Origin of the sequence: Streptococcus hyointestinalis (genome assembly GCF_011039275.1) — a bacterium.
Lineage (GTDB): Bacteria > Bacillota > Bacilli > Lactobacillales > Streptococcaceae > Streptococcus > Streptococcus hyointestinalis_A.
In genome coordinates, this window is record NZ_JAAKGB010000001.1 from 1,949,453 (window position 1) to 1,962,992 (window position 13,540).

Genomic DNA, 13,540 nt, shown 5'->3' on the forward strand with positions numbered 1-13,540 from the left:
TATTTCGCTGAAATTGCAATCTTTTTGCTGATATAAGTGAAAAAAGTAAGTCTTGCTATTTTTGATTTGAAATTTATGAGATAAAAAATAAGAAGCACTCTCGTGCTTCTTATTCCACTTGTGATTATTCACCGTTGTTTTTCTTAATGATTTCTTCTTGAACAGACTTAGGAACATCTTCGTAGTGGTCAAATACCATCATGAAAGTACCACGTCCTTGAGTAGCTGAACGAAGAACAGTTGCGTAACCAAACATTTCTGCAAGTGGTACGTAAGCACGAACGACTTGAGTGTTACCACGAGCTTCCATACCGTCAACACGTCCACGACGAGCTGTTACGTGACCCATAACGTCACCAAGGTTTTCTTCTGGTGCTGTGATGGTTACAAGCATCATTGGCTCAAGAATAACTGGTTGTGCAGTCTTAGCAGCTTCTTTAAGGGCAAGAGATGCAGCAATCTTGAAGGCAGTTTCAGATGAGTCGACATCGTGGTATGAACCATCATAAAGTTTAGCTTTGATGTCAACCATTGGGTAACCAGCAAGGACACCGTTCGCCATAGATTCTTCCAAACCTTTTTCAACCGCTGGGATGAATTCACGTGGAACCACACCACCGACGATAGCATTTTCAAACTCGAATCCTTTACCTTCTTCGTTTGGAGTGAATTCAATCCAAACATCACCAAATTGACCTTTACCACCTGATTGACGTTTGAAGAATCCACGTGCTTGTGTAGCAGCACGGAATGTTTCACGGTAAGATACTTGAGGAGCACCTACGTTTGCTTCAACCTTGAATTCACGTTTCATACGGTCAACAAGGACGTCCAAGTGAAGCTCACCCATACCAGAGATAACTGTTTCACCAGTTTCAACGTTTGTTTCAACACGGAATGTTGGGTCTTCTTCAGCAAGTTTTTGAAGGGCGATACCCATCTTATCTTGGTCAGCTTTAGATTTTGGCTCAACCATCAATTGGATAACTGGTTCTGGAACTTCGATTGACTCAAGGATAACTTTAGCTTTTTCATCAGTCAATGAGTCACCAGTTGTTGTATCTTTCAAACCAACAGCAGCGGCGATGTCACCAGAGTAAACTGTTTCGATCTCTTTACGAGTGTTGGCGTGCATTTGAAGGATACGTCCGATACGTTCACGTTTACCTTTAGTTGTGTTAAGCACGTAAGAACCTGAGTTCAAGACACCTGAGTAAACACGGAAGAAAGTCAAACGACCTACGAATGGGTCTGTCATGATCTTGAAGGCAAGCGCTGCAAATGGCTCATCATCAGAAGCTGGACGAGTTTCTTCTTCGTCTGTATCTGGGTTGATACCTTTGATAGCAGGGATATCAAGTGGGCTTGGAAGGTAGTCAAGAACTGCGTCAAGCATCAATTGAACACCTTTGTTTTTGAAGGCTGAACCACAAAGAACTGGGTAGAATTCAACATTGATAGTTGCTTTACGGATAGCAGCTTTCAACTCTTCGTTTGTGATTTCTTCACCTTCAAGGTATTTCATCATAAGGTCTTCGTCAGTTTCTGCAACTGCTTCAACCAATTTTTCACGGTATTCTTGTGCTTGATCAAGGTATTCTGCAGGAATATCTTCTTCAAGAATATCTGTACCAAGGTCGTTTGTGTAGATTTCAGCTTTCATCTTGATAAGGTCGATGATACCACGGAAATCATCTTCTGAACCGATTGGCAATTGGATTGGGTGAGCATTTGCTTGAAGACGGTCGTGAAGTGTAGATACTGAGTAAAGGAAATCTGCACCGATTTTGTCCATTTTGTTAGCAAATACAATACGAGGAACACCGTACTCAGTTGCTTGACGCCATACAGTTTCTGTTTGAGGTTCAACACCTGATTGTGCATCAAGAACAGTTACCGCACCGTCAAGAACACGAAGAGAACGTTGTACTTCGATAGTGAAGTCCACGTGTCCTGGTGTGTCGATAATGTTTACACGTGTGTCTTTCCATTGCGCTGTTGTCGCAGCAGATGTGATAGTGATACCACGTTCTTGCTCTTGCTCCATCCAGTCCATTTGAGACGCACCTTCGTGAGTTTCACCGATTTTGTGGATTTTACCAGTGTAGTAAAGGATACGCTCTGTTGTAGTAGTTTTACCAGCATCAACGTGAGCCATGATACCGATATTACGAGTTTTTTCAAGTGAAAATTCGCGTGCCATTGTTTTCTCCTATAAATTTTTAGTTTACTTTTCTATTATACCATTATTTGTAAAAAACGGATAGGCAGGACCTACCCGTTTTTCTCATCATTTATAAAATGTGAACTAATCTTTTTGTAAATAGTTACATCCTATGAAATAAAGTTCAGCCTACAAATGTCTGCATATTTTAACTGAACTCGGGCTAAGTGTCTGGCAAAAAAGATAAATTCTCCTAGAGTCAAAAGACTCTTCGTCGCATTTCCTATTTTTGCTAGATACTTTATACGCCCTCGTATCTTATGTAGTAGAGTTCAGCCTAAAAGTTCGAGAAAAAAGATAAATCTTTTTTGAACGTCTCAACGTTCTGCAAAGATTTCCTATTTTTCCTTGAACTTTCTTAACGGCTTCACATCCTATCTTACCAGCGGAAGTGTGCGAATGCACGGTTAGCTTCAGCCATACGGTGAGTGTCTTCACGTTTCTTAACAGATGCACCTGTGTTGTTTGCTGCATCCATGATTTCTTTTGCAAGACGGTCTTTCATAGTGTGTTCACCACGAGCACGTGAAGCATTTACCAACCAGCGAAGTCCAAGTGTTGTACGACGTTCTGGACGCACTTCAACTGGGACTTGGTAGTTAGAACCACCGACACGGCGTGCACGTACTTCAAGTACAGGCATGATGTTTTCCATAGCTGTTTCAAACACTTCAAGAGCGTCGTTTCCTGTAGTTTCTTTGATTTGCTCAAAAGCATCGTAAACGATAGTAGCAGCTGTACCACGTTTACCATCAAGCATAACACGGTTGATAAGACGTGTTACGATTTTTGAATTGTATAATGGATCTGGTAATACTTCGCGTTTTGGCGCTTGGTTTTTACGACTCATTTTCTCTTACCCTCCTATTTTCTTACCCTTTAGGGCGTTTTGCACCGTATTTAGAACGGCTTTGTTTACGGTCAGCAACACCTGCAGTATCAAGTGCACCACGAACGATATGGTAACGTACCCCTGGAAGGTCTTTTACACGTCCACCACGGATAAGCACAACACTGTGTTCTTGAAGGTTGTGTCCGATACCTGGGATGTAAGCTGTTACTTCGATAAGGTTACTCAAACGTACACGAGCAAATTTACGAAGGGCAGAGTTAGGCTTTTTAGGTGTCATAGTACCAACACGAGTCGCAACACCACGTTTTTGAGGTGATGAGATATTTGTTGGAACTTTTTTGTGACTGTTGTAACCAACGTTAAGCGCTGGTGATTTAGATTTTTCTACTTTAGATTTACGTGGTTTACGAACCAACTGGTTAATTGTAGGCATCTACATTCTCCTGTTTTTTTAGTTTTGGTTGATGATACACTTGGTGACAGCTATCATCTGTGTGTACTTTGCAACTATTGTCAGCACGTCTCTGTACACTTTTGAGAGACCAAAAGTAAAAAGTACCGTCTACTATAGTAACATGTTTCACTTTTTTCGTCAATGGATTTTTCGTTCTTTTTTGCGATACAGATTCTAGCGTTGCTTTGTATCAAGGATGATGGTAACGGGTCCATCATTTTCAAGTGTGACCTGCATATCTGCTCCGAAGATACCCGTTTCTACCGGCACACTTTGTGCTAGCTTGTCATTAAACTGCTCATAATAGTCTTTAGCAAGAGTGGGGTTGGCTGCACCTGTAAAGGCGGGGCGATTGCCCTTTTTCGTCTCAGCAAAGAGAGTAAACTGTGACACGGACAGAATGCTCCCTTTGATGTCCTTGATAGACATGTTCATCTTTCCTGCCTCGTCTGAGAAGATACGCATGTTGACAATCTTACGACAAGCATAGTCCAAATCTTCTTGCGTGTCATCAGGCGCTACACCGACTAGAAGCAAGAGCCCATCACTAATCTCTGCAATGACCTCATCTGCTACAGCAACTTGTGCTGTCTTTACTCGTTGAATAATAACTCGCATGCTGTCTCCTTAGCCGTTTGTGCGTTTAACAGAGTAAACGTCGGGGATGATTTTTATCTTGTCAACAACTGTGGTCAGGTGAGACAGGTTTGGAATACCAAAGCTGACATGGATATTGGCAAATTTCATGTCCTTAGTTGGCTGAGCATTGACCGTAGAGATACTCTTTGTAGCGTTGCTCAGCGTCTGAAGCACATCATTTAGCAAGCCGCTGCGATTGAGTCCGTAAATGTCAATCTCTGCCATATATTCTTTGCTGTCGTTTGTGGTCGTATCCCACTCAACATCAACCAAACGCTGCTCATAGTTTTCTTGGCTTTTCAGATTGTGGCAATCCGCACGGTGAATGGCTACCCCACGTCCCTTGGTGATGTAACCTTCGATGGCGTCTCCTGGGACAGGATTACAGCATTTAGCGATACGCATGAGAAGCCCAGACGCTCCTTGGATGATAACGCCATTTTCGCTGCGGACTTTGAGAACTTCTTTTTTCTCTTTTTTAACCTCGCCGCCGTTCATGAGCTCTTCTGCTTCTGCCTTGGCTTTAGCACGCTCTTCCTCACGGCGTTCTTTTTCGGTCAAGCGGTTAAAGACCGTCACAGGACTCAAATCACCAAAACCAACTGCTGCATAGAGAGCTTCCTCACTGCGCACGCTTAGCCGTGGCAAAATGGCATCAATATGCTTTTTATCCAGATATTTGTTGGCAACATAGCCCTGCTCTTGGAAATAAGACACCAGCATGTCGCGTCCTTTGCTGACAGAGAGCTCCTTGTCTTGATTTTTAAAGAATTGACGGATTTTGTTGCGAGCTTTATTGGTCTTGACAATCTTAATCCAATCTCTGCTTGGTCCAAAAGAATTGGGATTGGTGATGATTTCAACGACATCACCAGTCTTTAACTTAGCGGTCAAAGGCACCATGCGTCCATTGACACGAGCGCCGGTCGCTTTTTCACCGACCTGTGTGTGAATGGCGTAGGCAAAATCAATCGGTCCTGAGTCCTTTGGCAACTCCTGCACGGCACCAGTCGGTGTAAAGACATAGATACGCTCTGTAAAGATGTCTTCCTTGACAGAGTCGACAAATTCCTTGGCGTCGCCACCTGAGTCTGCTTGCAGCTCAACCAGCTCTTTTATCCAGTTCATGCCGAGCGCTTGCTCTTGCGAGTTGACCTTACCTTTGATACCTTTTTTATAAGCCCAGTGCGCAGCGACCCCGTATTCAGCGACTTCGTGCATTTCCTTGGTACGGATTTGAATCTCGATAGGACCTTTAGGACCGTAGACCGTCGTGTGGATAGACTGGTAGCCATTTGCCTTTGGCGCTGCAATGTAGTCCTTGAAACGCCCTGGCATTGGACGCCAGAGCTCATGGATGTAGCCGACCATAGCGTAGACATCACTTGGACTCTCCATGATACAGCGAATGGCAATCAAGTCGTAAATCTGATCAAAGCGTTTTTTCTTGTCCCGCATTTTGCGATAAATCGAGTAGATGTGCTTAGGACGTCCGTAAACATCACCGTAGAGCCCTTGCTCTTCGGTGTAGTCCTTGATTTTTTTGACAATCTCATCCACCAAGGCTTCTCGCTCACGGCGCTTCTCACTCATCATGTGTGAAATCTTGTAAAACTCGACTTCATTGAGATAGCGAAACGATAAATCCTCTAGCTCCCACTTGATACGACTAATCCCCAAACGGTGCGCTAGCGGTGCGTAAATCTCCATGGTTTCACGTGAGATACGCTCTTGCTTGTCTTTTCGTAGGTGCTTGAGGGTACGCATATTGTGCAGGCGGTCAGCTAACTTGACCAAAATCACACGGATGTCTTTTGACATTGCCATGAGCATTTTGCGGTGATTTTCAGCCAGCTGTTCCTCGTGGCTCTTGTACTCCACTTTACCCAGCTTTGTCACGCCATCAACAATATCACGCGCATCCTTGCCAAAATTTTCCTCAATATCGTCAAGCGTCCGATCAGTATCCTCCACCACATCGTGTAAAAAACCACACGCTACTGTCACCGCATCCAGCTGCAGGTCTGCTAAAATCCCAGCCACTTGGATAGGGTGAATAATATAAGGCTCTCCTGACTTTCTCACTTGTGTGATGTGCGCTTCTGTCGCATAATCAAGCGCTTTTTTGACATAAGCCACATCAGAGTCATTCATATACTTTTGGGTGAGTGCTACGACCTCATCCCCCGTTAAATTTACAATTTTTGCCATACATTTCCTCGTCCGAATTGTCTTTTTCCTATTGTACCACTTTTAGGGCAAAAAGAAAAAGCCCTAGACCTTGTAAAGCTCTTCTTGCCGATTTCTTGCAAGGCGGATGACATTTTGTTACACTACTATACGACTAGGAGGAATCATGACTATTACGATTATCTATATTAGCCTGAGCGGCAATACCGAGAGTTTTGTCAAGCGTCTGTCAAGCTATCTCAAAACCTGGCATCAAATAGACACCAAGCTCATCAATATCAAAGAACTTGACCACACGACCTTTCCTGTGACAGAGCCTTTTGTCGCTATGCTGCCGACTTATCTCGAGGGGGGAAATGGTGTTGATAACGGCGATGTCGAGATTTTGACGACACCTCTTGGTGACTTTATCGCTGCTCATGGCAACTACAAGTACTGCTATGGTATCGTAGGCTCTGGCAATCGCAACTTCAACCATCAATTTTGCCTAACTGCTAAGCAATACGCTAAGCGCTTTGGCTTTCCTGTCCTAGATGAGTTTGAATTGCGTGGCACATCTAGTGATATTGAGCGTATCGCAGGTAAAATCATTGCTGCCCAAGAGGCTTTTCATACATAGAAAAATGAGGCTGACAATTGAGCTGTTCCAAGGTTAGACGACAATCTAATACTTCGAAACAGGGCAATCATCAAGCCTCTTTTATTTTTCTGCCCAACTCATAAAGCAGAGAACTAATCTGTCACCAGTGCTTTTAGTCCTAACTGTTTCCATAGCCAATAAGCAATGGCAAAGTCTACCATACCATGGATAATCGTACCAATACCAATGAGGACATTGAGCATAAACCAATAATTGGCTGTAGCTCCAGTCCCTGCTGTCATCATATAAACCACGACGACCTCACCAATAGCATGTAGGACATTGAGCACAAGGGCAAAACCTAGCATAGCTGTTAAACTATCCCATAGAGCAGGCTTTTTCTGCAACCAGTAAGCACCTACCACCGCAAAAATGACATGACTGAGCGCACGTAAAACAATGACAATCGGAAAACCTGCGATTAAAAAGCCCAGCGTCGTTCCCAAGGTCACCATCAAGGCAGAAAAGGGAGAGATAAACATGGCTAGTAGAATGGGAACATGGCTAGCTAAGGTATAGGAGGCAGGTCCAATGACAATCTTAGCAGGCATAACAAGCGGAATCAAAATCCCTAGCGCAGTGAGGATAGCAGACAGCGACAACACTTTAGCAACTCGCTGTGAAGACGTAACGTTCATAATAACTCCTTAAAAATGATTTTCTTTATTTTATCATATGTCATGACACATGTACATATATTTTGACGCTTATTTTTAGAATTTTTAAGAAATACAAAAAAATAAACCGCTAATAGCAAACTAAAAACAATTGTCATCAAAAAAAGAGAACCAGACTGGTTCTCTCTTGCTGCTATTCACAGTGCGATGTTAGCTTCTTCTAATGCTGTGCGGATGTTATCAAACTGATCTTTTGTCTCACAGGCAATGGTATGGACATGGATACCTTGCGTGAGTGAGCTCAAAAGAGCGTCCTCATAACTTTCTAGGCTGGTCATAAAATGCTGGACATCATCCTGTGTCCCAATTTGTAAAGGGGCTGATAGTGTGCCGTAGATAGGATGGTCAACCTCAACAGTCATAACCTTACCACCCAGCTCAATGACCAGCGCCAGCTCTTTTTCAACAGCGTCTGCGCCGTGCTGGCAGGCAATCTTGCCGATGTACTGCGCTTGGGAGGAGAGATTTTTCTCTAAGAGATAACCTCTGTGCGTCGATAAAATGCCATGGTGATTTGCTCGTAATAGTGCCACATCTCCAACAATCGCCTGCCGACTAACCCCTAGTTCCTTGGCTAGGTAACTGGCTGATAGAGGCTTCTGGGTCTGATCGAGTCTCTCTAATATCAACTGTCTACGCTCTGCTGCTTTCATATACCCTCCACATACCTATATACTTCAACCTATTATAGCATATCATCAGCAGTTAGACCTATCCTTTTATTGTGCCAAGTCCTTTTTTGCTGCTTCGATCTGCCATTTGACTTGGTCAAAGCCTGTTCCGCCAAGCGAATGACGGCGCTTGACAGCATTGTAAGGGTCTAAGACGGTGTAGATATCATTGTCAATGACATCAGAGAGTTCTTGGTAGCTCTCTAAGCTGACATCCTGCAAGTAAATGCCTTTCTTGCCGCACTCAAGTACTAACTTTCCAACGATTTCATGCGCTTTTCTAAAAGGCACACCCTTACTAGCTAGATAATCCGCAAGCTCTGTGGCATTTGAGAAATCCTTTTGCGTGGATGACTTCATGCGTTCTTTATTGACCGTCATGCTATCAAGCATACCAGCAAGGATGTCAATCGCTATCGTGGTGGTTTCTGCGGTGTCAAACATGCCTTCTTTATCTTCTTGTAAATCTTTATTGTAAGCCAGAGGAAGGGACTTCATAACTGTCAGTAAACCGATGAGGTTGCCATAGACCCGCCCAGACTTGCCACGAATGAGCTCTGCCATGTCAGGGTTTTTCTTTTGTGGCATGATGGATGAGCCTGTCGAGAAGGTATCAGACAAGGTGACAAACTGATACTCGTGGCTACACCAGTTGATGATTTCCTCACAAAAACGACTCATGTGCATCATGAGGATACTAGCATTGGAGAGAAATTCCAAGATAAAATCACGGTCTGACACGGCGTCAAGGGAATTGCGATAAGGCGTAGAAAAGCTCATCAAGTCAGCTGTTAAGCTCCTGTCAATGGGAAAAGTCGTTCCAGCTAGAGCCGCAGCCCCAAGAGGCGAGAGGTCAGCGTGCTTGACGTTAAAGTTAAAGCGCTCACTGTCTCGTGTAAACATACTATAGTAAGCCATGAGATGATGTCCAAAAGAGATGGGCTGTGCGTGCTGTAAGTGCGTGTAACCTGGCATGATGGTCTCGATGTTATCCTCAGCAAGCTTGACGATAACACGGCGTAGGTTTTCGAGCTTTTCTATGACCTCAGCAAGCTTCGCCTTTAAATACAAGTGCATATCTGTTGCCACTTGGTCGTTACGTGAGCGGGCGGTATGCAGTTTTCCTGCAACACTGCCAATCTCGTCTGTCAACAACTGCTCGATATTCATGTGAATATCTTCGTTGGTGACATCAAAAGTCAGCTCTCCTACCTTGTACTTTCTAAGCAAAGTCTCAAGCCCTGCCTTAATCATATTGGCTTCGTCTTTTGAGATGATACCTGTCTCACCCAGCATAGTGACGTGAGCGATGGAGCCTTCGATGTCGTACTGTGCCATTTTCTGGTCAAAGGAGATGGAGGCTCCAAACTCCTCGACCCATTTCTCAAGGCTGGCTTCAAAGCGTCCACCCCATAATTTATGATTTTCTGTCATAATCTCTCCTCTTTGTCGTTTGCGTAGCCAAGAGCTTAGTCATCCAGTTCAGGGGGATTGACTTGGCTGTTGACCTGTGTTGGTAATCCCCAGAGTTTGATAAAGCCTACAGCTGCTTCTTGGTCAAAGCTATCTGCTGCTGTGTAAGTGGCTAGATTTTCATCGTAGAGGGAATTGTCTGATTGACGAGCAACCACTACAGCTGAGCCTTTGTAGAGTTTGACCTTAGCCGTACCATTGACCACCTTTTGCGTTTCTTTGATGTAGGCAATAATCGCCTTGGTCGCTGGGCTAAACCAGAGAGCGTTGTAGATGAGATTTGAGAGCTCGTTTTCTAAAATAGGCTTGAAGTGAGACACCTCACGCACCAGCGTAATATCCTCAATCTCCTTGTGAGCAGCCAGCAAAGTCACAGCACCAGGGCACTCGTAAATCTCACGTGATTTGATACCGACAAGACGGTTTTCAACGTGGTCAATACGTCCCACACCGTGCTTTCCTGCTTGGGCATTGAGTGCTTGGATGAGGTCTGCTAGCTTCATCTCCTTGCCATCTAGCGCAACAGGCACACCCTCTTTAAAGGTGATGTCCACATACTCTGGGGTATCAGGAGCGTCCTCTGCTGCATTTGTAATACCAAAGGCATCCTCAGGCGCTTGATTCCACGGATTTTCGAGGATACCACATTCATTGGCACGTCCCCAGAGGTTTTGGTCAACAGAGTATGGATTGTCAAGATCCGCTGGAACAGGCACACCGTTTTCCTTGGCATAGGTGATTTCCTCTTCACGTGACCATTTCCACTCACGCACAGGAGCGATGACTTTTAGGCTTGGGTCAAGCGCAGCGATTGCCACCTCAAAACGCACTTGGTCGTTTCCCTTACCCGTACAGCCGTGGGCAATGGTTGTGGCACCAGTCTTATGGGCAATCTCAACCAACTTTTTAGAGATAATAGGACGGCTAAGCGCAGAAACGAGTGGGTACTTTTGCTCATACATGGCATGGGCTTGCAGAGCAGGAAGAACGTAGTTTTCAGCAAACTCGTCCTTAACGTCAAGGACATAAGATTCAAGCGCACCCACCTTTAGCGCCTTGTCATGAATGAAATCCAAATCCTTGCCCTCACCAACGTCCATGCAGACCGCTATCACATCATAATCTTTTTTGAGCCAAGTAATGGCAACAGAGGTATCCAGTCCACCGGAATAGGCTAAAATTACTTTTTCTTTTGTCATCGCAGGTTCTCTTTTCTTTATAAATATTACCACCATTTACGGTTTGTACGCATAATTATACGACTACTTATTCTCCCTGTCAAGACTTTTTTGCAAAAAAATGCGATTATTTTAAAAATATTCGTATATACAAAAAATCTGATAACCCCAAAAGGTTATCAGATTGTGATTAGCTAATCAATTCAAGCACGTTTGAGAGGTGTTGGATAGACTTCTCACGTCCAAGCAGATAGATGGTATCTGGCAGTTCTGGTCCGTGCATTTCGCCTGAGACGGCAACACGAATTGGCATAAAGAGGTTTTTGCCTTTAATACCTGTTTCTTTTTGGACTGCCTTGATTTGTGGGAAGATATTGTCCACCACAAAGTCCTCATCAGAGAGATTTTCCAGTTTTTCCTTGAAGGCAGCAAGCACTGTCGGCACGGTTTCCCCTTTTAGCACCTCGATAGCATCTTTGCTCAAGACTGGGTAGTCGGAGAAGAAGAGGTCTGTCAATGGCACAATCTCGTCAGCTGACTTCATTTGAGGTTGGTAGAGTTTGACCAATTTCTCTGCTTTTTCCTTGTCCTCTAAGCGTCCAGCTTCTGCTAAGAATGGCTCACAAAGAGCAAAAATCGTCTCAAAGTCCGCATGCTTGATGTAGTCATTGCTCATCCAGTCCAATTTTTTCTGGTCAAAAGCTGCTGGTGACTTGCTGAGGCGTTTTTCATCAAAGAGCTTGATGAGCTCTTCACGAGAGAAAATCTCGTCCTCACCACCTGGATTCCAACCAAGAAGAGCGATGAAGTTAAAGACGGCTTCTGGCAGATAGCCTTTCTTGCGGTAGTCCTCGATGAATTGCAGCGTGTTGGTGTCACGTTTTGAAAGTTTTTTACCTGTTTCAGAGTTGATGATAAGGGTCATGTGCCCAAACTCTGGCGCTTCCCAGCCTAGTGCTTCATAGACCATGAGCTGTTTTGGAGTGTTTGCGATGTGGTCGTCTCCACGGATAACGTGAGAAATTTCCATGAGGTGGTCGTCCACAACCACGGCAAAGTTATAAGTTGGATAGCCGTCACGCTTTTGGATAACCCAGTCGCCACCGATATTGCCACCTTCAAACTCGATGTCGCCTTTGACCATGTCGTTCCACTTGTAGATACCCGCTTCATTGACCGCTAAACGCACCGTTGGGGTAATGCCAGCTGCCTCACGCTCAGCGATATAGGCTGCCTTTTCGTCCTCGCTCATGCCGAGGTATTCGTTGATGTAGCGAGGTGTCTCACCTGCTGCCTCTTGACGTTCACGCTCCGCAGCCAACTCTTCCTCAGTCACATAAGACTTGTAGGCTTTGCCTTCTGCCAAAAGCTGGTCGATGTAGCCTTGGTAAAGCTCTAAGCGCTCAGACTGACGATACTTGTCATGCGTTTCTGGGCTTTCATCCCAGTCAATCCCTAGCCAACGCAAGTTTTCAAGCTGTGAACGCTCCCCGTCCTCCACATGACGCTTGCGGTCTGTATCTTCGATACGAATGACAAAAGTACCACCATAATGACGGGCATAGAGATAGTTAAACAGTGCCGTACGGGCATTTCCGATATGTAGTAGTCCTGTTGGACTTGGTGCGTAACGCACACGAATTTGCTTAGACATAGCATTCTCCTATACAATTTTCAATCGTTCCTATTATAGCACAAAAATAAGGCAGGGACAAAATTCCCTAGACCTTATTTGTTTTTTCTTGGGTTTACCAAAAATCAGAGCAGCAATTAGCCATCTGACAGAGGTAAAAAGCTCTCTAGGCTGTGGGCAAAGGTTTCGAGATTAAGGCTCTGTACATAAACCTCACCTGTGCCACGGAAGGTATTGACCACACCTTCGCCTGTTCCGATGGATTGGACAAAGCCATTTTCCAAGTGAATGTTGTAGTCAAGCTCGGTGCTCCATGCGACAACATGGGCATTGTCAATCGTCATCTCATCACCCTGAAGCTCGATTTTTTTGATAGAGCCAAAGGCGTTAGCTAGAAGCGTGCCGACGCCTTCAGTTGTCATGACAAAGAAGCCACCTTGTCCGCCAAAAAGCGCACGCCCAACAGACTGACGCTCCATGCGGTATTGAGCAGAGCCGTCCAAAGCTAGAAAGGCACCATCGTTGAGGCGGTATTGCTTACTACCTAGCTCAAGAGCTACAACTTGACCAGGTGTATTTGGTGCTAGGGCGAGCTTGCCATTGTCAGCGTTAGACACGGCTTGGGTAATCAACATGGACTCGCCTGAAGTCATCGAGCGTCCAATGGCTCCCATGAGCTTACCTAGACCGCTCCCACGACCGTTGAGCTTGGTGTTTAGGCTGACGCTAGGCGTGTGGTAAACCATACTACCACGCTGGATATAAACATGCTCACCACGCTCAAGCGTCACCTCAACTAGCGGAAATTGCATACTACTGTCAATTGAAAAAGCCATTTCTTATTCTCCTTTTTTGTATCGCTGTTTTGATACAATTATAGCATTTAGCAAAGAAGTTTGCAAGCCTTT

General features: G+C 44.7%; 12 protein-coding genes. 1 reads left to right on the forward strand and 11 read right to left on the reverse strand.

Features of this window, described 5'->3' with window-relative positions; translation table 11 throughout:
- Positions 1-124: 124 nt before the first annotated feature.
- The 5 genes from fusA to G5B60_RS09690 form a co-directional block, all read right to left on the reverse strand.
- Entirely contained in the window at positions 125-2,203 is a 2,079-nt protein-coding gene (gene fusA / locus G5B60_RS09670; protein WP_164683804.1) for an elongation factor G, read from the reverse strand.
- A gap of 400 nt (positions 2,204-2,603) precedes the next feature.
- The gene (gene rpsG / locus G5B60_RS09675; RefSeq protein WP_164683805.1) at positions 2,604-3,074 is read right to left on the reverse strand and encodes a 30S ribosomal protein S7; all 471 of its coding nucleotides are present in this window, start codon (positions 3,072-3,074) and stop codon (positions 2,604-2,606) included.
- A 22-nt stretch (positions 3,075-3,096) separates the two neighbouring features.
- A complete protein-coding gene (gene rpsL, locus G5B60_RS09680) occupies positions 3,097-3,510 on the reverse strand; it encodes a 30S ribosomal protein S12 (RefSeq protein WP_115271088.1) in 414 nt (137 codons plus the stop codon).
- Positions 3,511-3,705: 195 nt separating this feature from the next.
- A complete protein-coding gene (gene dtd / locus G5B60_RS09685) occupies positions 3,706-4,149 on the reverse strand; it encodes a D-aminoacyl-tRNA deacylase (protein ID WP_164683806.1) in 444 nt (147 codons plus the stop codon).
- A 9-nt stretch (positions 4,150-4,158) separates the two neighbouring features.
- A complete protein-coding gene (locus tag G5B60_RS09690; RefSeq protein WP_115271092.1) occupies positions 4,159-6,381 on the reverse strand; it encodes a RelA/SpoT family protein in 2,223 nt (740 codons plus the stop codon).
- Between the two features lie 145 nt (positions 6,382-6,526).
- On the opposite strand from G5B60_RS09690, the gene nrdI reads away from it, so the two are divergent.
- Positions 6,527-6,979 (forward strand): class Ib ribonucleoside-diphosphate reductase assembly flavoprotein NrdI, encoded by a 453-nt coding sequence (gene nrdI / locus G5B60_RS09695; RefSeq protein ID WP_164683807.1) that lies wholly within the window; start codon positions 6,527-6,529, stop codon positions 6,977-6,979.
- 113 nt (positions 6,980-7,092) lie between these two features.
- Here the strand turns inward: nrdI and G5B60_RS09700 are convergent, their stop codons facing one another.
- The 6 genes from G5B60_RS09700 to G5B60_RS09725 form a co-directional block, all read right to left on the reverse strand.
- Positions 7,093-7,638, reverse strand: a complete 546-nt coding sequence (locus G5B60_RS09700) for a hypothetical protein (RefSeq protein WP_164683808.1) — start codon at positions 7,636-7,638, stop codon at positions 7,093-7,095.
- Between the two features lie 176 nt (positions 7,639-7,814).
- Complete coding sequence (locus G5B60_RS09705) at positions 7,815-8,330, reverse strand: transcription repressor NadR (protein WP_164683809.1); 516 nt, start codon at positions 8,328-8,330, stop codon at positions 7,815-7,817.
- A gap of 66 nt (positions 8,331-8,396) precedes the next feature.
- Positions 8,397-9,785, reverse strand: a complete 1,389-nt coding sequence (argH, locus tag G5B60_RS09710; protein ID WP_164684276.1) for an argininosuccinate lyase — start codon at positions 9,783-9,785, stop codon at positions 8,397-8,399.
- Positions 9,786-9,817: 32 nt separating this feature from the next.
- A complete protein-coding gene (locus G5B60_RS09715; RefSeq protein ID WP_164683810.1) occupies positions 9,818-11,020 on the reverse strand; it encodes an argininosuccinate synthase in 1,203 nt (400 codons plus the stop codon).
- A gap of 169 nt (positions 11,021-11,189) precedes the next feature.
- Complete coding sequence (gene gltX / locus G5B60_RS09720) at positions 11,190-12,653, reverse strand: glutamate--tRNA ligase (RefSeq protein ID WP_164683811.1); 1,464 nt, start codon at positions 12,651-12,653, stop codon at positions 11,190-11,192.
- A 116-nt stretch (positions 12,654-12,769) separates the two neighbouring features.
- Entirely contained in the window at positions 12,770-13,468 is a 699-nt protein-coding gene (locus G5B60_RS09725; RefSeq protein ID WP_164683812.1) for a TIGR00266 family protein, read from the reverse strand.
- Positions 13,469-13,540: the final 72 nt, after the last annotated feature.

Excerpts from the sequence above, each read along its gene's own strand:
- fusA (WP_164683804.1), bottom strand. The coding sequence starts at position 2,203 with ATGGCACGCGAATTTTCACTTGAAAAAACTCGTAATATCGGTATCATG.
- rpsG (WP_164683805.1), bottom strand. The coding sequence starts at position 3,074 with ATGAGTCGTAAAAACCAAGCGCCAAAACGCGAAGTATTACCAGATCCA.
- rpsL (WP_115271088.1), bottom strand. The coding sequence starts at position 3,510 with ATGCCTACAATTAACCAGTTGGTTCGTAAACCACGTAAATCTAAAGTA.
- dtd (WP_164683806.1), bottom strand. The coding sequence starts at position 4,149 with ATGCGAGTTATTATTCAACGAGTAAAGACAGCACAAGTTGCTGTAGCA.
- G5B60_RS09690 (WP_115271092.1), bottom strand. The coding sequence starts at position 6,381 with ATGGCAAAAATTGTAAATTTAACGGGGGATGAGGTCGTAGCACTCACC.
- nrdI (WP_164683807.1), top strand. The coding sequence starts at position 6,527 with ATGACTATTACGATTATCTATATTAGCCTGAGCGGCAATACCGAGAGT.
- G5B60_RS09700 (WP_164683808.1), bottom strand. The coding sequence starts at position 7,638 with ATGAACGTTACGTCTTCACAGCGAGTTGCTAAAGTGTTGTCGCTGTCT.
- G5B60_RS09705 (WP_164683809.1), bottom strand. The coding sequence starts at position 8,330 with ATGAAAGCAGCAGAGCGTAGACAGTTGATATTAGAGAGACTCGATCAG.
- G5B60_RS09715 (WP_164683810.1), bottom strand. The coding sequence starts at position 11,020 with ATGACAAAAGAAAAAGTAATTTTAGCCTATTCCGGTGGACTGGATACC.
- gltX (WP_164683811.1), bottom strand. The coding sequence starts at position 12,653 with ATGTCTAAGCAAATTCGTGTGCGTTACGCACCAAGTCCAACAGGACTA.
- G5B60_RS09725 (WP_164683812.1), bottom strand. The coding sequence starts at position 13,468 with ATGGCTTTTTCAATTGACAGTAGTATGCAATTTCCGCTAGTTGAGGTG.